This is a genomic window from Lederbergia citri (genome assembly GCF_018343625.1).
Taxonomy (GTDB): domain Bacteria; phylum Bacillota; class Bacilli; order Bacillales; family Bacillaceae_C; genus Lederbergia; species Lederbergia citri.
In genome coordinates this window covers 160,525-183,404 of record NZ_JAGYPG010000001.1, presented here as the reverse complement: position 1 = coordinate 183,404, position 22,880 = coordinate 160,525, and the positions used below count along the sequence as shown (strand labels likewise).

The following is a 22,880-nucleotide window of genomic DNA, read 5'->3' as shown; positions in this document are numbered from 1 at the left end:
ATTACATATTCTACCTAATTTTACTGAATCCTGCCACTGAACCGAAAAAGAAACAATATTCATCTATTTTTGAACCATTCCGAGATCTTCCATTGTCTAATTTTCGGAAGATTTCTTCCTCCCATTTCATAGCTTCATCTATTGAGTTTGGAACTTTTATTTCTTTCACCATCTCAAATAAGTCTTCGCCTATTTTCTTGAAATATTCCCTTTCTGTTAAAAGAGAGCAATAATTTTCCACAGCATTTTTCCAAGTCAACTTATGTGCCAAAGGAAAATATCTAGGTGATATGAATCCTGATTTAATTAAGCTTTGAACTTTTTGAATAACATATTTCATAGATATCCGCTTACCAACTTGTATTTTACTTAAACACTCTTGGTAAATGAAAAACTGCCATTCAATTGGATGGGAATAGAAACATTCCATATATGGTACGGGAAGCCCACATATAGGTGGTAATAAAAATGGATTGTGACCAGAAGAATAGATAGATTTTAGAAAGTAATCGTGTACAAGATTACCATATAGTACTTTATTTTGAAGCCATTTTCTTTTGCTTTGCAGCCATAATGGATAATTTATTTCATTTTTTTCATCTTGTTTGAAACGTAATGGGAGTGTCGCTGTACTAAATGAGGTTGATAACAAGCTGGAGGAAACTTTTCTGGAGGATATTGGGGTAATGTTTGAAAGAAGAAAAAATCTTAAACTTTCTGAATCGAAACTTAATAAATATTGTCCTATCCCTTCCTTATGCCTAATCATTGACCAATGAAAATCAGATAATGTAAAGAATCCTTTTTGATATTTTTGGTAAGGCTTTCCGCCAATAATCCAAATTGGGGTAATACCGCCACTATTATACCCTTCCGTTCGCTTTTCCAATATACTTCTAACTATCGGCGAACATTGATATTCGATGGCAAAAGTACGAGAGGGAGTTTGGACCAACAAATCAGCACGCTGTTTAATATCTGGCAAATAATGCTCTAAAGAAACATTTAATCCTTGGTTAAGGAAAAAATCAAACAAAACTTTTTTTCCTTTAAGATGTTGGGGACTTTCGGGCTCCGTTTCAAATATGGAGCAAGCAGTGTTTCGCTTATGCGAAAAATGGGGAATGCGGATATTTCCCGCTTTAAGAATAAGAGACTCCTGGCATACTGGACAAAAATAAACATCGCTGCGTAATCTTTCTATTAAATCTTTTCTCTTAATAGATTGAACAAGGGTAATTAGTTTTCCGTCTTGATTTAATGCTGTTAACAATACACCACATCCTTTCATCTACAATATTTCTACATCTCCTGCTAAAATCCCTTTATTCATAGAATAAACGTATGGTACCCACTTATCGGATAAAAGCAAATAAGACACCAAAAATCTGTTTTCCCAACTTTTAGTCACGGGTTTCTGACCTTGAGCCGATCGCACTTCAAGTTAGAAAATAAACACTTTTGAATAAATTTCAATTTTTAACAATTTTTTTACATTCTTAGCTACAAAAAAAGACCGATCTCAACTAAATGAAATCGGTCATTTTATTGAAAATATTGTCGAAGCGTACCAAAAACATCATGATCAATAATGTTTTTGCCATACTCAGCAATACGATAAATGGTATAATTACTTTCAGTACTATATTCAAGGAGAACACTCAGTGCATCTTCAATCTGGTCTTCATCAAAAAGCTCTTCATCGAACTTAACATATAAATAATATTTGTTTTCATAAGAAAATAGTTTCGTTTCTATTTCGGATGTATCCTGCACTTTGGAAAGTGCCAATAAGTCCTCAAAATCTTTAAACAATAAAACAAATTCTAGTTCAGTATCTTCTTCAACTTTTTCGTCATAATGTTTTATCTGAAAATGCTGATCTAAAAATTCTTCTATTTTTTCGTCGACGTGCACGTTGCCCTTATCTGTTGGAATGGGTAGTTCTAATTTCTGTCCATCTTTTGATAATTGGGCTTTTGTTACGATGACCTCTAGTCCTTTATCCAATGCTTGTATTTGGATCCAAAGAGGACCGTCTGGAACAAAATCATCTTCTTGATGAATTTCGTCCATCATTTCCCAAAATAACTCTTCGCCTCTTTCGCGATTGTACCAAATTTCTTCCCGATCGAAGCCTCGCTCTTCTATGTCAACATATGAAATGTAAAACTTTACTGTGTGTTCGTTTATACGTTCGATTTCCATGCGTTAACTCTCCCTTCTATAATTGGGTGGTGAAGGGATCATCATCCCGTACTCAAAGTACTTAGTGCTTTTCTCCTTGTACTTACATTTTATGATAAGTGACGCAAAATTGGAAACAAAAGATATTCCCAATTATAAAATAGTTAAAAGCCCAAATTGCTTTTACTTATGTTTCGATTATTTTAACTAACAAACACAGTAAAATCAAGCCAATTTTCTAAATTTTTATTAGAAAAGCGTAGGTGCCTCGCCCATCGACGTACAAACTTCAGTGCCTTCGACTGAGATAAAGGAAACACGATGAGTCCGGAAGGACGAATCGATGTTGACTTATCGTAGGGAGAAGGACAAGAAGTTTGATAGTCGATAGGCACCGGAGCTAGACAAAGAAAAGCGTAGGTGCCTCGCCCATCGACGAACGGGCCCACAGGAAGTGGCGTTTTTAGTCGACGTTCTTTTTCGGCCTTCGACTGAGATAAAGGAAACACGAAGCAGAGGGTGCCTTATAAGCACCAACAAGCAATGTTCAGAGTCAAAAAATTCGCTCTATTACTTTACTCACTCAGGTTATTTGACCGCGAAGTGCTCGCGCCTGCAGCTGCATAGAATCGATGTTGACTTATCATAGGGAGAAGGACTAGAAATTTGATAATCGATAGGCGCTAGAGTTGGACATTAATAAAGCAGTTAGTAATAAAACTCTATAAAGAAAGAGGCCTGCCCCTTATCGGCTTATAGGAACAGCCCCCTTTACCATATTTCTTAATTTACCATTTTCTGTGCTTCACGCAACTGATATGTTCTTACCTTCCTAGGAAGGAAGCGTCTGATTTCATCCTCGTTATATCCGACTTGGAGTCGTTTTTCATCCAATATGATAGGTCTTCTTAATAATCCAGGATTTTTTTGGATTAGATCATACAATTGTTGAAGTGGCAACGAATCTAAATCTATGTTAAGCTTTTGAAAAATCTTTGAACGTGTTGAGATGATTTCGTCTGTTCCATCTTCAGTCATCCTTAAGATTTCCTTTATTTCTTCCAAGCTAAGTGGTTCAGAGAAAATATTTCTTTCTTTATATGGAATGCTTTGTTCCTCAAGCCAAAGTCTTGCTTTTCTACATGATGTGCAACTTGGTGATGTGTACAATGTTACCATAATACAAATCACACTCCTTTTTTAAGAATTAAATTCTTTATAAAGTGTCCTTATATAACAGAATTTAGAATTAATGTTTCAATATTTAACGATTTTTGTCGGTTATATTCAAAAAAATTGCTTAATATAGAAACACCCCTCTTAACGTATTATACACTATTCCACGTTGAATGAATAGGTTTTTTAAGGATTTTAATAATCTGTTACTATGAAATATGTAATGCTGTTATAGTCCTATCACATTGTATTTTTGTTTACCACCACCGAACTTATTTTAAACAAATAATATGAATTTTTTATTACCATTTCTTTAAATTATCGTTTCCAATTAAAGAAAAAAAAACCGAAAATCATTTCGGCACTATTTTTTTTCCATTGTATAATCAACGTTCGGCGAGTATTTATTCCCAGCATTCCAAAGTAAATATTCGTTAATACCTTCGTCATGAAGAGCTTTTATCTGAGACTCTACCTGCTCTTTACCGTATACTTGATAATTGCCTGCACCTAAATAGGATGCTGTAAAATCTTGAAGCCAAGGACGAGAAATAGGAGGATTTTTCAATTCGTTTAGCTTAGACTTCTCCAATTTTGCATATTCCCTTACTAAGTTATAAGGTTCTAAATCTGGTTTGGCAATACCAAAATATGATGTCCAATGACTCGGATAGATCATGGATGAAATAACATCAACATGTTCAGAGATTTTGGAAAAGTTTTGTCCAATTCCGGGAGCTTCTGGCAAGGTGGCGGTGTACCCAAAAATATCAACAGATACTTTTACCCCATACTGTTCAAGCCTTTCTTTAGCATATGCCACAAAGTCTGTAACGGCATGAACCCTTTTTTGAACATTGTCTTCCTTTGAATCTTTATAGTCTCCATGTCCATATTTCAATTGATTATCTCTCTTTTCAAACCCTTCTGGAAAACGGACGTAATCGAATTGAATTTCTTGGAACCCTAACTTTGCAGCTTCAATAGCGATATCGACATTGTAATCCCACACTTCTTTTAAAAAGGGGTTGACAAACGATTCGCCTCTACCGTTTACCCATATTTTTTTCCCATCCATAAACGAAAGGTCAGGTCTTGTTTTAGGTAATGTTGAATCCTTAAATACTACTATTCTAGCGATTGGATAGATTTGCTTTTCTTCCAAAACGTCGAGCATTTTTTTCGGATCATTAATATAATTTTGTGCTAAATGAGCAAATGGAGAATCCTTTGGAAGTTTATATGTAATTTGTCCCCAGTCATCCTTCACATCAATGACCATAGCATTCAGTTCTGTATTATCTACTAATTTGACTAAATCATTAAATCGGCTTCCTCCGGCTGAATGGCCTGTTACATATATCCCTCTAACTGCATCGGGATATTCAAAATGGCGTCCCGAATTAAATACAAACCGAGGAAGATCGTCGTGTAATATCTTATTCTGTACAGATAGCTTTCTAATTTCATGAGTTTTTACCTTTACAACTTCTTCGGCCTTAGTAGCTGTAATTGGAATTTGCCATAATAACGAAGCTGCAAGTCCAGCAACTGTTATTACCTTTAAGTATTTCAACGAATCTCTCTCCCTTTTGCGGTTCTTGTCATTATATATGATTTTTTGTCCTATTCCATTTTAACAAGGATTATAATGAATTGATATTGTTTTAATGGCTGATTATAGATAAATTATGAAGTTGATTCTTTTGGCCTGGCTTGATTGTCATATTTGGTGGGGGTATAATAAATTCATGGATTTTTCGTATTAATTATGCTAAGAATCAGCATTCATCCTATTTAAGGACGGATGGTTTTTTATATCAAGGAGGCTTTTATTTATGAAAACGATATTTTCGGGTATCCAGCCAAGTGGTGTCATCACTCTTGGAAACTATATAGGTGCCATTAAGCAGTTTATTGAACTGCAGCATGATTATGATTGTTATTTCTGTGTTGTTGACCAACATGCGATAACAGTTCCACAAGATCGTCTTGAATTAAGAAAAAATATTAAGAGATTATCTGCCCTTTATGTAGCTGCTGGGTTAGATCCTGAAAAAGCCACTCTATTTGTTCAATCAGAAGTTCCTGCACACTCTCAAGCTGCTTGGATGCTTCAATGTATTGCATATATTGGAGAATTAGAAAGAATGACACAGTTTAAAGATAAATCTTCTGGAAAAGATGCTGTGTCTGCTGGACTTCTAACTTATCCGCCATTGATGGCTGCTGATATCTTGTTATACGGAGCTGACCTCGTTCCTGTTGGAGAAGATCAAAAACAACATTTGGAGCTAACGAGGGATTTGGCAGAACGTTTTAACAATCGTTATAACGATATTTTCACTATTCCTGAGGTGAGAATTCCAAAAGTTGGAGCAAGGATCATGTCGTTGCAGGAACCAACGAAAAAAATGAGCAAATCTGATGCAAATCAAAGAGCTTTTATTACATTATTGGACGAACCTAACCAAATTGAGAAGAAGATTAAAAGTGCTGTGACGGATTCTGACGGTATTGTAAAATACGATAAAGAAAATAAACCTGGAGTATCAAATTTGCTTTCAATTTATTCTATTTTAGAAAATAAACCGATCTCTGAGATTGAACAAAATTATGAAGGAAAAGGCTATGGGGAATTTAAAGCAGATCTAGCAAATGTTGTTATAAATGCACTCGCACCTATCCAGGAACGCTATAAGGAATTACTTGATTCAAAGGAACTTGATGACATTCTTGACGCTGGTGCTGAAAAAGCAGCCAAAAAAGCAAATAAGATGTTAAAGAAAATGGAAAATGCAATGGGTTTAGGAAGAAAAAGAAGGTAAAGTACAAAAGCGTAAGCGCCTGTTTATCGAAGTAAAGGCCCACAGGATGTGGATCCGTCGACGTCGCCACAGGACGTGGCGATTTTAGTCGACGTTCCTCCTTTGGCCTTCGACTGAGATAAACTAAACACGGTGAGCCACGAAAAGCGGAAGGCGCCTGTAGCTAGACAATTGGCGAGCCGATGTTGACTTACGCAAAAGAGAAGGACAAGAAGTTTGCTAGTCGATAGGCGCTGGAGCTGAACGGAACTATTTCCTAGAAAGATAACCACAAAGTTTTCAATTTATAATTTCCTTAAAAATAACGTAAAAGAGCCTATCTCAAAGGGAGTTGGCTCTTTTCTTTTTCCAAAACTAGTTCACTTTTGAATCACATTCCATATCCCAGAGCTTTTCAAAGAATGGTTGACCTTTTATAAGGTTTTCACAAAGCATTAGGTGTTTTTCGGACCAACCTACTTTCATTTCTTCATAAAGACAATTCCAAACCTCATCAAAATCCATCGATTGGATTTCATTGTATTTATTAGGAGCCCATTCAGTATACCAATAACGAATTTCTGGGGTATTTTTAGAAGAATAGAGTTGATCTAACGCCATAAACAATAAGTGCTTCAATTGTCGTTCCTTCCGTGTTAAACCATACATCAATTCTGGCTCAGGTGATAAAATATGGTGTTCCTTGTTACTAATTTCTTTATTAAATTTATAAGGAAACGGTTCATTCTTCATCGTCATTTCATATACAAGCTGTTCTTGACGAGGAATCAATCTACTTTTACGGAGTGGAATCGAATAACCAATCGTATCCACTGCCAATATTCCTTTTCCATCTGTGACGACAAAACAATATTCTAGTTGAATGCGTTCATGATTTTTTCTTAAATATGCTTTTTTATAAACATCATTTAATAATGTTTGAGGCAATTCCGCCATGTTATTTTCTATGTAGTAGAAGAGGACCGGCTCTATCAACAATAATGGTACTTGATCAAGGAGTTCGATGACATCTTCTCCCCTGCGCCATTCATGAAAATGGCAAACATTATAGCCGTTTTCCTCCCCTTCAAACCAATTTACCCAAACATCATGAAGATATAGCATCCTTATCCCTCACTTCATAACCTTTTGTCAATCAGTATAGGCAGGGTGAAGTTAAATTATTCCTCTTAAATCTGGTCATTGCTTTTTTTCTCATCGCTATAAAATATGGAACTGGTAATCATTATGATCCCGATAGGCAATAAATAACACTCTGGCCTCTTGGCAATAAAAACGAGATAGTCAATTAAGGTGTTGCCCATCGTAATTAAATTTAAATAGCCAATTAGGCTGACACCACCCGATACAGCAAAGCCAAAGCCTATTAACAACATTAATCCTCGAAACAACATAGCTTTGCACATCCTTATTATTCCATGGCCATCTTATTTTGAATATATGTACAACCCTAATTGGACATGCAAGAAAAAGAAAAGCCCTCCTCGTTAGGAAGGCTATTAGCTGGGGGATTCATAAAATTCATTATTGGTTAGGACCTTTTTAGAAGGAATCATAAATGTATCATGAATAGTAATTTTGTTTCGCCTCACGTAGCCTTTAGCCAATTCAAACCCAACCGCGTAACCTAGCATTAATGGGATGCCTCTTCTTCCAAATAATAGTTCATCATGTTCAGGATCTTTTCGGGTTATATAAAAATTTGGTTTGTACATATGTTCCAAATCATTTTTAAGTCTTGCTTTTGTATATAGTTTCGTCCATGGCGCCAAATATTGGGTCCCACAACTGTTTAGAACTGCTAATTCTGCAAATCCTTCAAATAAAATTGAATCCAATAACGTATACTCGCTACTTCTCTTATTTAGCCTGCTCAACCTCGCGGAATGATGATACTCATGAACAAAGAGAGCTTCTAGCTCTTTTTCATCAAGTCCATCAGAAATGAATAAAAATAATTTATCATGAAAAGCCAGTCCGGAACGACCGTTATTGCGCCTTCGAAATAATGAAGTTTGCTGATTGATGGGGAAAATATAAATATCTACAGCAGGGCCATTCCATTTTTTACGATACTTCAAGTATATTTTATTAATTTTCTCCCATACATTTTCTTCTTTTAATTTATTTAAAATATAAAATGCATTACGTGATGGTCTGTACATGCCAAACTTTGTTAAGTATTCATAAAAATCTTCAGCATCCTTGACATCTGGTTTAGCTAGCCTTCCCATTTCCCAAGGCTGATTAAAGTAATCCTCAAGCCATTTATCAGTTTCGATTACTCCCATGTTACCATCGCCTCCTTTTGTTATGTTATTAAACAATTAAGAGGGAGGTACATGGTTTTAGCTAAGTAGATGCAAAAAAACACGACCATTTTGATCGTGTTTTTTCGTTAGGACATTTATTAATTGGAAACTTTTCAATTCTTTTTGGATAAGTTCCTGCGCTTTAGTTGCTTATTCATATTTTTTAAAGGCAATGGTTGCGTTATGTCCGCCAAATCCTAGTGAATTACTTATGACTGCTTTAACCTCAGCTTTTCTTGCCTCATTTGTAACATAATCGAGGTCACATTCTGGATCTGGTGTTTCATAATTCATCGTTGGTGGTAGAATGCCTTCTTTTATAGCCAACACTGAGAAAATGGCTTCAACACCACCCGCTGCTCCTAGAAGGTGTCCTGTCATCGATTTTGTTGAACTCACCGCTAGTTTATATGCATGCTCACCAAAAACTTCTTTTATCGCCATCGTTTCGTATTTATCGTTATACTCAGTGCTAGTACCATGGGCATTGATGTAATCAATATCCTCAGGTGTAAGACCACCATCTTGGAGAGCTATCCTCATTGCGCGTACTCCACCTTCTCCACCTGGAGCTGGTGCTGTAATATGATGAGCATCTCCTGTTGAACCGTAACCAACGATTTCTGCATAAATCGTGGCGCCGCGACTTAATGCATGTTCCAATTCTTCTAGAACAACAATTCCAGCTCCTTCACCAATTACAAAACCGTCACGGTTCAAATCGAATGGTCTGCTTGCTGTTTGAGGATCAGGATTTGTTGATAATGCCGTATTTGCACAAAATCCAGCTACAGACATTTGGGTAATCGGTGCTTCAGCTCCTCCAGCAATCATGGCAACAGCGTCACCACGTTGGATAACTTTAAAAGCATCACCAATTGAATTTGTACCTGTTGCACAAGCCGTAACCGTACAAGAGTTGACTCCTTTTGCTCCAAGATAGATGGAAACTTGCCCTGTAGCCATATCCGGTATCATCATTGGTACAAAGAATGGACTTACACGACGATATCCTCTTTTCTGGAATGTTTCAAATTGGTTTTCAAATGTTTCCATTCCACCAATTCCGGACCCAATCCAAACTCCTATGCGATCAGCATTACTCTCATCAATTGTTAAGTTAGCATCCTCAACAGCCATAAGTGCAGCCGCTAACGCATAATGGGTAAAACGGTCCATTTTGCGGGCTTCTTTTCTTTCAACATACTTTTCAATATCAAAATCTTTTACTTCTGCTGCAACTTTTGCAGAAAATTGTTCAGGATCTAATCTTGTTAATGGACCAATTCCAGACTTTCCTGCGATAACATTATGCCATGATGACATTGCATCATTTCCTACAGGTGAAACTGCTCCTATTCCTGTTACGACAACTCTTTTCTTCATCCTTTATCAGCTCCTATAAATAAACAAAGAAGATTTTAATAAATTTAACGTCCCCATTTTATGGCAACTGCGCCCCATGTTAGACCGCCGCCAAAACCGACCATCACAATTATATCATCATCTTTAATTTTTCCTGCTTCCAACTCATCCGCAAGCGCCATCGGAATGGATGCGGAGGAAGTGTTACCGTATTTATGAATTGTTTTGGACATTTTTTCTTCCGGAAGATCTAATCGCTGTCTTGCAGCTTCCATAATTCTAATATTAGCTTGATGCGGAATTAAAAAGTCCACATCATCTTTTGATAGACCAGCTTTCTCAATAACATTTACGGATGATTCTCCCATTTGCCTTACCGCAAACTTAAAAACTTCTCTGCCATTCATCATAATAAATTCTTCTTGATAGAGGTAATTTCCGCCTGTACCATCTGCTCCCAATTCAAACGATAGAACTCCTCTACCATCTGAAACTGGCCCCATTACAACCGCGCCGGCACCATCTCCAAACAAAACAGCAGTGTTGCGATCATTCCAATCCGTTATTTTTGAAAGTTTTTCAGCACCAATGATTAATATATGTTTAAACGCACCATTTTCGATAAACTGTTTTGCTGTAGCGATACCGTACATAAAGCCTGCACAAGCAGCGCTAAGATCCATTGCCGAAGCCTTCGCACACCCCAATTTCGCTTGCAGCATACACGAAACGGTAGGAAATGGCCGATCAGGCGTGACTGTTGCAACTAAAATCATGTCAATATCTTCAGGAGATAATCCGGCATTTTTTATTGCTTCTTGCGCAGCTATATAAGCCATATCAGATGTATCTATATCATCGGTGGCGATTCTTCTTTCTTCGATGCCTGTTCTTGTCCTGATCCATTCGTCTGAAGTATCCACCATCTTTTCCAAGTCAGTATTCGTTAAGACCTTTTCAGGAACATATTTTCCAATCCCGATTATCCCAGCATTCATGTAGCTGATCCCTACCTTCATTAAACATAAAATTAATATCATATATTAAGACTTGGTACTAATTATATCATCGGAGATAATTCTTGTAAATCAGGTCGGGTTCATATTTATTAGGTTGATTCTCATTTTATGTATTAGTGCAACACTTGTCCAATGATCAATCCTTTCTTATTTTCACTTACATTCTTAGCGTACCACTTTATGACTGAAAAGAATAATAACTATAACGATTATTTTTTTGTATATATGCTGTTTTCTACATGACAAATGATTTCATTTGCGATTGAAGATGTTAAATCCAATGTGCTCCATTTTTCATTCAATTTAGATGTAAATAAAAGAAAAGTATCTTGTTCGTCTACAGGGACATAATATTCCATAACCATAGTTCCTCTCTCGTGTATTTCCGATTTAACCTTTTCTATTTCATTATAAAAATATGAATTTCTATAATGAATCGCTGATGGTTGTATAATAATGAAATTTGATTGAGAAATTGCTTCATCTTTAGTGATGTTTTTTAATAAATCGATGAATTGTTTTTGAATTTGTGGAAAATCTCTAGAGTAAAAATCAGGAAGCGGAATAAACACATAGTCAATATACTTATTTTGTTTAGCACTTAATAAATCATCCAATTGATTATATTGTAGATTGGCATTTCTACCAATAAAAAGCCATTTTTCTTCATGATCCTCATTTTGCCACTCCATAAAATCTTCAGCAAAAACTGTATATCCTTTCTCAAGTAATTGAACGCAAAATTCATATCCAAGAAGTTGTCTAGCAGAAAATACCACCGCGGACTTCATACGATCCATCTCCTTTCAAATTACCCTTATTTACATCCTATGCAAGTGGATGGGAGGATTACCTAGATCACAGAATTATCACTTTTACATTACTGTTATGTATGGTATGATTTTATAGGTATATCCATGAAGTAAAAATAACTTTTACATATATGCTATGTTGAATTGGGGTGAATCTTATGAAATATCTTTGGGGTTTTATATGGACTTTTATTCTTGTCCATATGTTAACTTACGTAGCAGGATCAATGTTATCCGCTGAGTATGATTTTAAAATGGCATCCATATATGGAATTGGTGCTTATATATTAGTACTTATTATTTCATCCATTCTTCCAGCTCCTGCATCTGCAGAGGAACATTAAAAATGGGAAAGGAGTATATTACTCCTTCCCCATTTTTTATTTTTGAACATTCACTGTAAGTACTTCATTTTCTACATCAATTATTATCGAATCATACGGACGGACATGTCCAGCAATAATTTCCTTTGCCAGCCTTGTTTCGATTTGGCTTTGTAGATACCTCTTTAATGGACGTGCACCATATACTGGGTCGTATGCTGCATGAGCGACAAACTCTTTTGCTCTTTCGGATATTTTTAATTGAATACTTTGTTCACGTAAACGAAGTTGCAATTCCTCTGCTAACTTTCCTACAATACCTTTGATGTTTTCCAGAGTAAGTGGCTTAAACAGAATAATATCATCCACTCTATTTAGAAACTCCGGTTTAAAGGCAGCTCTCAGCTGGCTCATGACGAGGTCTTTCGTATGTTCGTCGATATGCTCCTCATTTTTTTCACGCTCTAATAAAAAGGCTGAGCCAATATTCGATGTCATAATAATGACTGTGTTTTTAAAATCAATTCGTCTTCCTTGGGAATCTGTTATTCGGCCATCATCAAGCACTTGCAGCAAAATATTAAATACTTCAGGGTGGGCCTTTTCTATTTCATCAAGCAAAATAACAGAATACGGTTTTCTTCTGACAGCTTCGGTAAGCTGCCCTCCTTCTTCATATCCTACATATCCGGGAGGAGCCCCAATTAGCCTCGATACAGCGTGTTTTTCCATATACTCAGACATATCTATTCGAATCATATGTTCTTCACTATCAAATAGTGTTTCAGCTAGTGCTTTTGCAAGTTCAGTTTTCCCGACACCCGTTGGTCCTAGGAAAATAAATGAACCGATTGGACGGTTAGGATCTTTAATCCCCGCTCTTGCACGAAGTACCGCATTGCTCACAAGTTCAACTGCTTCGTCTTGTCCAATTACCCGTTTATGCAAAATACTTTCAAGTCTTAGAAGCTTTTCTCTTTCGCCTTCCACAAGCTTTGAAACAGGAATGCCTGTCCAGCGTGAAACGATATCTGCAATTTCATCTTCTGTCACTTCTTCTTTTACTAAACGGTGTTCGTCTTCTTGATGCTTTTGTAAATTCTCCTCTAAAGCCTTCAATTCTTTTTCTACGGAAGGAATTTTTCCGTGGCGAAGTTCAGCTGCACGATTTAAGTCATAATCATTTTCCGCATCTTCCAAGTCCCTACGCAGCTTTTCTAGTTCTTCACGCTTCTCTTTTATTTGTAAAATTTCATCTTTCTCTGACTGCCATCTTGCTCTCATTTCATTCGCTTTTTCTTTTAAATCAGCCAATTCTTTTTGTAGAATTTCTAGCCTTGCCTTGCTTGCTTCATCTTCTTCTTTCCTGAGTGCAGCTTCTTCAATTTCAAGCTGCATGACTCTTCTTGTTATTTCATCAAGTTCACTTGGCATCGAATCAATTTCAACGCGAATATTAGCGCAAGCTTCATCAACAAGATCTATTGCCTTATCAGGTAAAAAGCGATCAGTAATATAACGATCTGACAAAGTAGCTGCTGCAACAATTGCTCTGTCATGAATATTTACACCGTGGTGAATTTCAAAGCGTTCCTTTAATCCACGCAAAATCGAAATCGTATCCTCAACTGTAGGCTCAGGAACTAAAACCTTTTGAAAGCGTCTTTCAAGTGCCGGATCCTTTTCTATATATAACCGATATTCATCGAGTGTAGTAGCTCCTATACAATGCAGTTCTCCTCTAGCAAGCATCGGCTTTAGCATATTTCCGGCATCCATCGATCCTTCTGCTTTACCTGCACCAACAATCGTATGGATTTCATCAATAAACAGTAGGATTTTTCCTTCACTCTTCTTGATTTCTTGTAAAACAGCTTTTAATCTTTCTTCGAATTCCCCTCGAAATTTTGCACCTGCAATAAGTGCACCCATATCTAACGCAAAAATCGTTTTATCTTTTAACCCTTCAGGTACATCCTTCCTAACAATTCGTTGTGCCAGACCTTCAACTATAGCCGTTTTTCCGACACCTGGTTCACCAATTAACACTGGATTGTTTTTTGTTTTTCTAGAAAGGATGCGAATCACGTTTCTAATTTCATTATCACGGCCAATAACTGGATCTAGCTTTCCGGATTTTACTTCCGCTACTAAATCCCTCCCGTATTTTTTCAACGCTTCATATGTTGCTTCTGGATTTTGAGATACCACCCGCTGTCCCCCTCTCACTTTTTCAATTTCTGTACGTAAATTTTGTTTCGTAATTCCTTGTTGAACAAGAAATACTGTAACCTCATTTCTTTTCTGATCCATTAAGGCGAGTGCAAAATGTTCAATAGATAAATAATCGTCTTTAAAGGATTCCCTTTCCTTCTCCGCATTGTTGATAAGACCTTGTACTTCGGAGCTTAAGTATTGCCCACCTTTTACTCCCTCTCCCGTTACTTGTGGCTTTTTATCAATGAGTTGATTGATTTCATGTTGAAGAGCACTTTTCCCAACTCCTAAGTGCTCATATAAATTATTAAGGAGACTATCATTTCTATCTGATAAAGCTTTCCATAAATGGGCAATATCAATCTCTGGATGATTTAATCTTATGGCAGTTTGCTGCGCTTCTGCAAAAGCTTCTTGCATTGTCGTAGTCATTTTACTTAAGTCCATAAATTACATCTCCTTACAACTATAAATTAAAAATAGCGGAAAGCTTCTTAATCTCAAGGAGCATTCCGCTATATACTTTCCCAAAACTATACTCTAATAACGGCGTTCCTTCATCATGTTACGCCAAGTGCAATTTTCGCATATCGTGACATTTTATCTTTTGTCCAAGGTGGATTCCAAACAATGTCTACCTCTGTTTGTTTTACTTCCGGAATATCTGCAAGTGCTGCTTGTACTTGATCTACAATAATTGGCGCTAGTGGACATCCCATCGAAGTAAGGGTCATAGTAACTTTGGCCACTCCTTCGTCATTAAGGTCAACATCATATACAAGCCCAAGATTTACTATGTCAATACCCAATTCAGGGTCAATAACTTGCTCAAGAGCGCCATAAATATTTTCTTTCAAAGCCTCATCCATTTCAGCACACTCCTTTTCGAAATAAAATGCTTCTCTTACTATCATACCAAACATAATAGAAAAACAAACAAAAATGAACTTAAACGATTGATGAATTTTGGTTGGTGTTTACAACTGTATATGAAGTAACTTATTTAGTCGAAAATTAAGCAGCAATTTCGCGACTAAACATAGAATTTTTCCATTTAATTCGTGAATTAAGTGGTATTTCGAGAACAAATCTAAACTTTTTTCATTTTTCTCGTGAATAAAATAGTAATTCGCGAAGAAACTTAAACTTTTTATTATTTATTCTTGAAAAAAATTTATCTTACTACTTAAAATTTTCCGTTTCATAAAAATAGTGCTTCGATTAAGCTTGTAATAACTCATTGTTGCCTTTAAGCCTCACAATCCAGCATACAATGAAACATTTCTGCCCTTGTTTGAACGAAGCAAGTAATTTTCAAACCAAGCCACTGTTTCCAATAAACCTTCTCTGCTCACTTTATGGTCGGCATCTTCATCAATGATAAATTTTAATTTGGAAGGATTCTTTTCATAATCCTTCTTAATGTTTTGATAAAAGCTATATGTAGGCTGAAAAGGAACAACCGGATCTTTTTTCCCATGCCAAAACATAAGTGGTCTTTCTTTAAGTTTTTCTGGCTGATGACTTATATCATATTTTTCCAAACCGGAATATAATTCCTCTATTTCCTCATCTGGAAAAGAAAAGCTTGAATCAGCTTTTTGAAGGTGATTTATTTGAGCACGGGCAAATGCTACATAATGCGGACTTCCCATTAGCGAAACTGCTGTGTTCACCCATTCAAATTGAGTTAGTGCTCCTAATGTAATAATCCCGCCCATCGAAGTTCCTGCCAAACCAATCTTTTCAGAATCAACTAAACCTCTGTTAAAAAAATGATTCTTTATCACTTCTAATTCTGCAATCGTGTTGATTACAATATCCCAAAAATGAAACATTAATTTTTCATTACTTTGTCCATTGCTTCTTTCACCGTGGTATAAGGCTTCTGGAAGTAAAACACGAAAGCCTTTTTCCGCTAAAAGATAGGCGTAATGAAGATTATGTTCTTTAGCAGAAGTAAATCCGTGGACAAAAAAAATAAGCGGTAGCATCTTATCTTCATTTCCGTTTTTCACAACATGCAATAACGGAATATCATTTACTTTTTCTTTTCTAATTTCGATCATGATGCCATCCCCTTTTTTTCGTAATATATATATATTAGCACTCATTTCTTGCACATTCCAAAATAAACTACCATTTCTTTCTCGTGTTTTTCGCAAACTTTTGACAAACAATAATTTAGAACGTAAACGTACGTTCATTTCCAATTCTCTATAGGGGTGAATACGTGTGGGTAAAAAAAGTAAGTCGAAACGTTTTATCATACATGGTAAAAATTCGATTGAAAAACATGCGGAACGTTTTCCATATCGTTCAACCTTGGCAGAAGCGGAAAATAAGAGAAATGAGGAATCTCTGGGAGGGATTTAGAAGTGGGAAACAGGTTATTCCAGGAAGCTAGGGAATTCGTTGAACACGCAGAAGAACTCTTCCTTACAGGAGATTCCACTGAAGAGAAAGAATATGCCTTACAAGTAGCGAAGAACGCCCTTTCCTCTGCTTATGCCAATTCGACGTTCGCCGAGCAAGAGCAGCTTCGTGAATATCAAAAGGTACTCGATCGCTTAAAATAAATTACAGAACGGGAGAGTAATCTCCCGTTTTTTCATTGCTAGGAAATATCCAATTGGGACTTTCTGAATAAATTCGTAAAGGTAGTTGCATCTAGCTCCAGCTAATAGCAAACTTTTTGTTGCTTCCTACGATAAGTTAACATCAGCTCGCCTTATAAGCTGTACCGTGCGTTCCTTTATCTTGTCAGAACCCAACAGAGAAACGTCGATAGACCCACATACTGTGTGCCTGTATGTCTCTAAACCGCCGCTTGCACTTTTTTTCTTAATCTTTTCTAAAAAAGCCGAATACAGCTGTCGTTTGAACGATATTCGTGAATGCTTTTGGATCGACGTTTTTAACAATCAATTCGAGCTCATACAATTCATAACGCGTAATGACAATCATCATCATTTCCTTTTGTTCATTTGAAAAAGCTCCCTTAGCTGGGACAACAGTAATTCCCCTTACCATCCGTGCATGGATGGCATCTTTTAACTCTTCCGATTTCTTCGTCACAATCATCGCAGTCAGTTTCTGATGTCGAGTATGGATTGCATCAATGACTCTTGTTGAAGCATATAAAGAAACGAGTGTATAAAGTGCTTTATCCCAGCCATATATGGCACCCGCTGTTGCGATAATAATAGCGTTAATGATAAAAAAGTAAATCCCCACAGGCTTATCCTTCATCCTTGAAAGCACCATCGCAATAATATCTAATCCTCCAGTTGAAGCACCAACCCTTAACGTTATTCCAATCCCCACGGCGGCAATCACTCCACCAAATACAGAGTAGAGCAATATATCGTTTGTTTTTGCGATGACAGGAAGTATTTCAAGAAACAAACTCATCAATAAAACAGAAATAAAACTATACATTGTAAAAGATCTTCCAACTTTTAGCCACCCTAAAATCACTACCGGAAGATTGAATAGTAAAATAAGAATTCCTGTCGATATATGTATAAGAGTAAAATCCGATAAAATATTGGATACAAGCTGCGCTGCTCCAGTTATCCCACTCGCGTAAACCCCTGCTGGAATTAAAAAATAATTTAATGCTACGGCATTTAAAAAAGCCCCAACTAACACAGTAACGAAAATTTTTGTATGAGTCCAAATAGAAAACTGTTTTTTCACTACCATCCTCTCCCTCTTTTATCCCATAAAAATGTATATGGGATTGTACTTTTCTCCTAAAGTCGGTACACTAAAAATATGGAATAATTTTCTGAATAATTTATAGACGCAGTAACTTTTCATTATTTTTCCACAAGAGGTGATTTTTTATGTCAATTAAACTTTTTGCAGATAGTGCATCAGACTTGCCGTTATCTTTTTTTCAAGAAAATAACGTTCAATTAATACCGTTACAAGTACATATAGTTGACGATGAGTATAAAGATTTGCTGACCATCCAGCCAAAAAAAGTATACGAGGAAATACGTGCTGGCAAAATGCCGAAAACATCACAGGCGTCTCCTCAGCAATTTGAAGAATTATTTACGGATTTAGCTAAATCAGGTGACTCAGGTCTCTACATAGCTTTTTCATCTGAGCTTTCAGGAACATATCAAACGGCTGTTATGATTCGTGAGCAGGTACTAGAAGAATACCCAGATTTAGATTTAACAATCATCGATTCAAAATGTGCATCTCTCGGTTATGGACTAACTGTCTTATCAGCAGCTGAACAGATTAAAAAAGGTGTTTCAAAGGAAGACTTAGTTCAGAATATAACATTCCAATGCCAACATATGGAACATTTATTTACAGTGGAGGATTTAGATTTCCTTGCAAGAGGTGGCAGACTTTCAAAAGCTTCTGCTTTTCTTGGAGGTTTGCTTAACATCAAGCCCCTTCTGCATGTGGAAGAAGGTAAGCTCGTTCCGATTGAAAAAATTCGTGGAAAGAAAAAACTCATTAAAAGAATTCTCGATGTAATCGAAGATCGAGGAGTTGATCTTAGCAACCAAACTATTGGGATCAGCCATGGAGACGATGAGGAGACAGCTCTCGAAGTAAAAAAGATGATAGAAGAACGTTTTGGCACAAAGAATTTTTATATTAATATTATTGGCTCCGTTATTGCTGCACATGCTGGTCCGGGAACATTAGCCATTTTTTTCTTAAATGAAAAACAAGCTTAATAATTTTTCCACTAAGCGGGAGATACTATCTAGTAAATCCAGTTTAGAAAGGAGACATTATGATGCGCTATAATACATCCGACAATGATAAGAAACCGAGAGACAAGCAAGCTGCTCGAGAGGATAAGAACCTTTTAAGGGAGAAAAATCTTCAAGCAGGAAAATACAAATATTCGAAAAAAACGGATCATCTATAGTAAACAGCCGTCTTTCATGACCTTGTTGGAACGTTGCAAATCAACTATAATAAGGGGAAATGATGCAACGGAGGTAGAAAATGTCTAAGGAAAATTCATTCGATATTGTTTCTAAGGTTGATCTATCAGAAGTAAATAATGCAATACAAATTGCTCTGAAAGAAATACAAAATCGTTATGATTTTAAAGGCAGTAAAAGTGACATTAAACTTGAAAATGAAGAAGTTGTCCTCATTTCGGATGACGAGTTTAAAATGTCTCAACTAAAAGATGTGTTTGTCGGAAAATTAATAAGACGCGAAGTCCCTGTTAAAAACCTCGATTACGGTAAAATGGAAAATGCATTTGGTGGTACTGTCCGTCAACGGGCTAAGATTGTTCAAGGCATCGATAAAGAAAATGCTAAAAAAATCAATACGCTTATTAAAAATAGTGGATTGAAAGTAAAAAGCCAAGTCCAAGACGACCAAATTAGAGTCACTGGCAAAAATCGAGATGATTTGCAGCAGATTATTAGTGCTATCCGATCCGCTAATCTTCCGATAGATGTTCAATTTGTAAATTATAGATAACGAATAACAAAAGTGAAAGCGCTTGTTCAGCGACGTACAGGCCCACAGGATGTGGCTCCGTCGACGTTGCCACAGGAGGTGGCCGCTCTAGTCGACGTTCCTCTTTAGGGTTCTGACGAGATAAAGGAAACACGGTGAGCCTTAAATGCGAACCGATGTTGACTTATCGTAGGAAGAAACCGAAAGTTTGCTAGGCGCAAGGCGCTGGAGCTAGACGGTAACATTCTCCAAGAAGGTTATCTACTAAGTTTCCGTTTTATCATCTCTTATAGAATAAAAAAACAACGAACGGGTATATCAAATATATCTGTTCGTTTTTTATTTCTTCTTAGGAGTGATTATTTTGAGCAATCAAGAGAAACAAACGATGCCAAAGCAAAAGCAAGTGCAGCAGCCCGGCTTAGAATCCTTAATGAACCCAGAACCTGAATCGATAAAAACCTCCTATAAGGGTAGCGGAAAGTTAGATGGGAAAGTTGCGATTGTAACTGGAGGAGATAGCGGTATTGGTAAATCAGTCGCCCTTCATTTTGCAATAGAAGGAGCAAATGTTGCTATTTGTTACCTCGAAGAAGATCAAGACGCTGAAAATACGAAACAACTTGTTGAAAATGAAGGTAGAAAATGTATAGCCATACGAGGGGATCTCGGACAAGAACAACATTGTATCGATGTTGTTAAGCAAGTAATGGACAGTTTTGGAAAAATAGATATCCTTGTCAATAATGCTGCCGAACAACATCCTCAAAAAAGTCTTTTAGACATTACTGAGGAACAACTTGAGAAAACATTCCGAACGAATATATATGCTTATTTCTTTTTGACAAAAGCAGTGCTCCCCCACTTGAAAGTAGGGAGTTCAATCATTAACACTGCCTCAATTACAGCTTATGCAGGAAGCCCTGAGTTATTGGATTATTCAGCAACTAAGGGTGCGATTGTGTCTTTTACAAGATCCTTATCCAAATCATTAGCAGCTCAACGAATTCGAGTCAATGGAGTTGCTCCTGGACCTATTTGGACTCCACTCATTCCTTCTACGTTTGATGCAGAAAAAGTAAGTAAATTTGGAGGAACACAGCCTTTAGGACGGCCTGGACAACCTTCAGAATTAGGACCTGGTTATGTTTATCTAGCATCTGATGATTCAAGCTATGTCTCAGGACAAATGCTACACATTAATGGCGGCGAAGTAATAAATGGCTAAAAAAATAAAAGTGGTATCTTATTAAAACAGAATATATCTTCAAAGCTTATTACACTGCTTAAAAGAGAGCACTTGGATTGTAATTCAACAAACAGAGAAAAAAGATGGCCAAAGTAAAGTGGTGCTGCCTAATCCGTCCCTAAAATAAACAAAAGAGTGTCTTTCATCTCCACTAATAAGCACATAATTGATTTTGGCACAGCGGAAGGTGTGAGACTCCTGCGGGAATACGGGGCAGGGGAGATCCCGCAGATTAGAAAAGCGGAGGCGACTGTTCAGCGTCGTACGAACGGGAGACTTCCCCGCACTGAGATAAAGGAAACACGGCGAGGAACGAGCCGATGTTGACTTATCGTAGGGGAGGGAAGGGCTCGTTCGTTAGACGCTAGGAGCCGGAACTAGACAAGGTGCTGAAGCACCGAGGAAGCTCCCCGTACCGCCCGCGGAAAGCGAACACTTGCAGCGGAAATCAAAGTCCAGGTTAACGGAGTCAATCAAATAACAAGAAGGACTGTCAAAAAAGTCGATAACTACGACTTTTTTGACAGCCCCATTTTTTTATTTTTGAGGATTTATTTTCTTACCACGTTTCCATGTTATATACATAAAAAGAATGAACAAAGCAAATACGGCGAAAATCGATAAAATAAATGGTAAATTATATCCACTTTTTTCAGTAACTTTATATATTTCTGCAGTTTCTCTTTCCAAAACGATATGGTAATTACCATTTTGATCCACTCGAACAAGATCTGTACCTAACAAGCTGCGAAGCTCTTTATCTTTTTCAATCTTCTCTTCTGGTATTACAGCTCTTTGATCTGCACTTGTATTATTGATGGCCACCACGACTATTTCAGCATCATGTTGACGCTTAAAAACGGTCATTCCATTATTTTCATACAATAGTTCCATGGTACCACTCATCAATGCTTTTTGATGGCTTCTTACTCTTCCTAAATTAGAAATGTAATCAATAATTTCTTTATCTGTTCTAAAATTCATCATTGGAGTGTTTTCCGGTGAATTCCCGCCATTTACGGCAATTTCTGTCGCATAATAAACAACTGGGATTTCGGGTTGCGTATACAAATAAGTAAGTGCCAGCTTCCATCTTGTAACGGGATATGTATTATTATTAACCATCTCTCGCGTGAATCTATCAGTATTCTGATTGTCAAAAAACGCTGTTCTTAGCCAATGGGTAGTCTTTTGTTCAAATAAATCAAACAAAGGTCCAGAAGATACATCCGGTTTTGAAAATGCATTCCGGAGTGGCTCAACTAAAGAAACATCAGAAATACTTGTAAACCCTGCTTGACTATACTTATCTACTTCATCATTACTAAGATTTGGAGCTTCTCCAGTTAAATAAAAATCATCTTTCAATTTAATGATGTCAGAAGTGACAGCTTGCCAAAATTCTATTGGTTTATTATTAATATCGGTCAACTTGAACCCGTCAATATTGGTTTCTTCAATCCACCATTTCACAATATTAATAATTTCTTGCCCTTCCATTTCTTTCTTAATAGGAAGTTCCAAAATAATGCGCATGTCTTTCTTATGAATATGATCAACTAGTTCTTTAAATTCATTGAGTGTACCAAAATGTTTATCAGTTTTATAGTAGTCTTTAATCCATTGGCCATGATATCCGCCGACTTCATTTTCAAATATAGGAGAAAGCTGAATAGCTGTAAAACCCATTTCCTGTAAATAATCCAATCTATCTCTTATCCCTTTAAAATCTCCGCCTTGAAACTGAAGCGGATCTTGCATATTCACATCATAATCATTATGATTATCACCATTATTAAAACGATCTACCATTAAAGAATATATAATTTCATTTTGCCATGCTCTTTCTTCTTTTCCAGCGGCTTGAACTGTAAAAGTGGAAAATAGAAAAAGGGAAATAAATGATAAGCATAATGCTTTTTTAAACAATGC

Annotated in this window: 23 protein-coding genes; 8 read left to right on the top strand and 15 right to left on the bottom strand. The window is 36.6% G+C overall.

Translation table 11 applies throughout. The features are described from left to right. Positions 1-10 precede the first annotated feature (10 nt). The 4 genes from KHA97_RS01035 to KHA97_RS01020 form a co-directional block, all read right to left on the bottom strand. On the bottom strand, positions 11-1,273 hold the full coding sequence (locus KHA97_RS01035) for a competence protein CoiA (protein WP_213122946.1): 1,263 nt from the start codon (positions 1,271-1,273) through the stop codon (positions 11-13). A 272-nt stretch (positions 1,274-1,545) separates the two neighbouring features. Next, complete coding sequence (mecA, locus tag KHA97_RS01030) at positions 1,546-2,208, bottom strand: adaptor protein MecA (protein ID WP_213122945.1); 663 nt, start codon at positions 2,206-2,208, stop codon at positions 1,546-1,548. Between the two features lie 762 nt (positions 2,209-2,970). Further along, the gene (spxA, locus tag KHA97_RS01025) at positions 2,971-3,366 is read right to left on the bottom strand and encodes a transcriptional regulator SpxA (protein WP_213122944.1); all 396 of its coding nucleotides are present in this window, start codon (positions 3,364-3,366) and stop codon (positions 2,971-2,973) included. A 361-nt stretch (positions 3,367-3,727) separates the two neighbouring features. Beyond that, on the bottom strand, positions 3,728-4,939 hold the full coding sequence (locus KHA97_RS01020; protein ID WP_233713269.1) for a putative glycoside hydrolase: 1,212 nt from the start codon (positions 4,937-4,939) through the stop codon (positions 3,728-3,730). A 262-nt stretch (positions 4,940-5,201) separates the two neighbouring features. On the opposite strand from KHA97_RS01020, the gene trpS reads away from it, so the two are divergent. Continuing rightward, positions 5,202-6,191, top strand: a complete 990-nt coding sequence (gene trpS, locus KHA97_RS01015) for a tryptophan--tRNA ligase (protein WP_213122943.1) — start codon at positions 5,202-5,204, stop codon at positions 6,189-6,191. Positions 6,192-6,545: 354 nt separating this feature from the next. On the opposite strand, the gene KHA97_RS01010 is transcribed toward trpS, so the two are convergent. From KHA97_RS01010 to KHA97_RS00985, 6 genes are all read right to left on the bottom strand, one after another. Further along, positions 6,546-7,295, bottom strand: a complete 750-nt coding sequence (locus tag KHA97_RS01010) for a YjbA family protein (RefSeq protein ID WP_213122942.1) — start codon at positions 7,293-7,295, stop codon at positions 6,546-6,548. A gap of 65 nt (positions 7,296-7,360) precedes the next feature. Further along, complete coding sequence (locus tag KHA97_RS01005) at positions 7,361-7,585, bottom strand: hypothetical protein (RefSeq protein ID WP_213122941.1); 225 nt, start codon at positions 7,583-7,585, stop codon at positions 7,361-7,363. Positions 7,586-7,690: 105 nt separating this feature from the next. Continuing rightward, positions 7,691-8,482: a DUF2268 domain-containing protein gene (locus tag KHA97_RS01000; RefSeq protein WP_213122940.1), complete on the bottom strand. Its 792-nt coding sequence runs from the start codon at positions 8,480-8,482 to the stop codon at positions 7,691-7,693. A gap of 171 nt (positions 8,483-8,653) precedes the next feature. Then, the gene (gene fabF, locus KHA97_RS00995; RefSeq protein ID WP_213122939.1) at positions 8,654-9,889 is read right to left on the bottom strand and encodes a beta-ketoacyl-ACP synthase II; all 1,236 of its coding nucleotides are present in this window, start codon (positions 9,887-9,889) and stop codon (positions 8,654-8,656) included. Positions 9,890-9,933: 44 nt separating this feature from the next. Next, positions 9,934-10,866, bottom strand: coding sequence for a beta-ketoacyl-ACP synthase III (locus KHA97_RS00990; RefSeq protein WP_213122938.1), 933 nt, complete (start codon positions 10,864-10,866; stop codon positions 9,934-9,936). A gap of 230 nt (positions 10,867-11,096) precedes the next feature. After that, entirely contained in the window at positions 11,097-11,678 is a 582-nt protein-coding gene (locus KHA97_RS00985; protein ID WP_213122937.1) for a hypothetical protein, read from the bottom strand. Positions 11,679-11,857: 179 nt separating this feature from the next. Between KHA97_RS00985 and KHA97_RS00980 the strand changes: the two genes are divergently transcribed. After that, the gene (locus tag KHA97_RS00980; protein WP_213122936.1) at positions 11,858-12,043 is read left to right on the top strand and encodes a YjzD family protein; all 186 of its coding nucleotides are present in this window, start codon (positions 11,858-11,860) and stop codon (positions 12,041-12,043) included. A 36-nt stretch (positions 12,044-12,079) separates the two neighbouring features. On the opposite strand, the gene clpB is transcribed toward KHA97_RS00980, so the two are convergent. The 3 genes from clpB to yjfP form a co-directional block, all read right to left on the bottom strand. Next, positions 12,080-14,686, bottom strand: a complete 2,607-nt coding sequence (gene clpB, locus KHA97_RS00975; RefSeq protein ID WP_213122935.1) for an ATP-dependent chaperone ClpB — start codon at positions 14,684-14,686, stop codon at positions 12,080-12,082. Positions 14,687-14,799: 113 nt separating this feature from the next. After that, a complete protein-coding gene (locus tag KHA97_RS00970; RefSeq protein WP_213122934.1) occupies positions 14,800-15,108 on the bottom strand; it encodes a metal-sulfur cluster assembly factor in 309 nt (102 codons plus the stop codon). A gap of 387 nt (positions 15,109-15,495) precedes the next feature. Further along, on the bottom strand, positions 15,496-16,308 hold the full coding sequence (gene yjfP / locus KHA97_RS00965) for an esterase (protein ID WP_213124264.1): 813 nt from the start codon (positions 16,306-16,308) through the stop codon (positions 15,496-15,498). Between the two features lie 166 nt (positions 16,309-16,474). On the opposite strand from yjfP, the gene KHA97_RS00960 reads away from it, so the two are divergent. Together KHA97_RS00960 and KHA97_RS00955 are read left to right on the top strand one after the other, a co-directional pair. Continuing rightward, positions 16,475-16,615: a competence protein gene (locus tag KHA97_RS00960; protein ID WP_213122933.1), complete on the top strand. Its 141-nt coding sequence runs from the start codon at positions 16,475-16,477 to the stop codon at positions 16,613-16,615. Positions 16,616-16,617: 2 nt separating this feature from the next. Continuing rightward, positions 16,618-16,818, top strand: coding sequence for a DUF3813 domain-containing protein (locus KHA97_RS00955; RefSeq protein ID WP_213122932.1), 201 nt, complete (start codon positions 16,618-16,620; stop codon positions 16,816-16,818). A 265-nt stretch (positions 16,819-17,083) separates the two neighbouring features. Here the strand turns inward: KHA97_RS00955 and KHA97_RS00950 are convergent, their stop codons facing one another. Beyond that, positions 17,084-17,941, bottom strand: coding sequence for a YitT family protein (locus KHA97_RS00950; protein WP_325167393.1), 858 nt, complete (start codon positions 17,939-17,941; stop codon positions 17,084-17,086). Between the two features lie 149 nt (positions 17,942-18,090). On the opposite strand from KHA97_RS00950, the gene KHA97_RS00945 reads away from it, so the two are divergent. The 4 genes from KHA97_RS00945 to KHA97_RS00930 all read left to right on the top strand — a co-directional run bounded on the left by KHA97_RS00945 (position 18,091) and on the right by KHA97_RS00930 (position 20,927). Continuing rightward, positions 18,091-18,951 carry a DegV family protein gene (locus KHA97_RS00945; RefSeq protein ID WP_213122930.1) on the top strand — a complete coding sequence of 287 codons (861 nt, stop codon included), beginning with the start codon at positions 18,091-18,093 and terminating at the stop codon, positions 18,949-18,951. 62 nt (positions 18,952-19,013) lie between these two features. Continuing rightward, positions 19,014-19,148, top strand: a complete 135-nt coding sequence (locus KHA97_RS00940) for a DUF3941 domain-containing protein (RefSeq protein ID WP_213122929.1) — start codon at positions 19,014-19,016, stop codon at positions 19,146-19,148. Between the two features lie 80 nt (positions 19,149-19,228). Then, positions 19,229-19,720, top strand: coding sequence for a YajQ family cyclic di-GMP-binding protein (locus tag KHA97_RS00935; RefSeq protein WP_213122928.1), 492 nt, complete (start codon positions 19,229-19,231; stop codon positions 19,718-19,720). A 343-nt stretch (positions 19,721-20,063) separates the two neighbouring features. Further along, positions 20,064-20,927, top strand: a complete 864-nt coding sequence (locus KHA97_RS00930) for an SDR family oxidoreductase (RefSeq protein ID WP_213122927.1) — start codon at positions 20,064-20,066, stop codon at positions 20,925-20,927. Positions 20,928-21,485: 558 nt separating this feature from the next. On the opposite strand, the gene KHA97_RS00925 is transcribed toward KHA97_RS00930, so the two are convergent. Further along, complete coding sequence (locus tag KHA97_RS00925; protein WP_233713268.1) at positions 21,486-22,877, bottom strand: alpha-amylase family glycosyl hydrolase; 1,392 nt, start codon at positions 22,875-22,877, stop codon at positions 21,486-21,488. Positions 22,878-22,880: the final 3 nt, after the last annotated feature.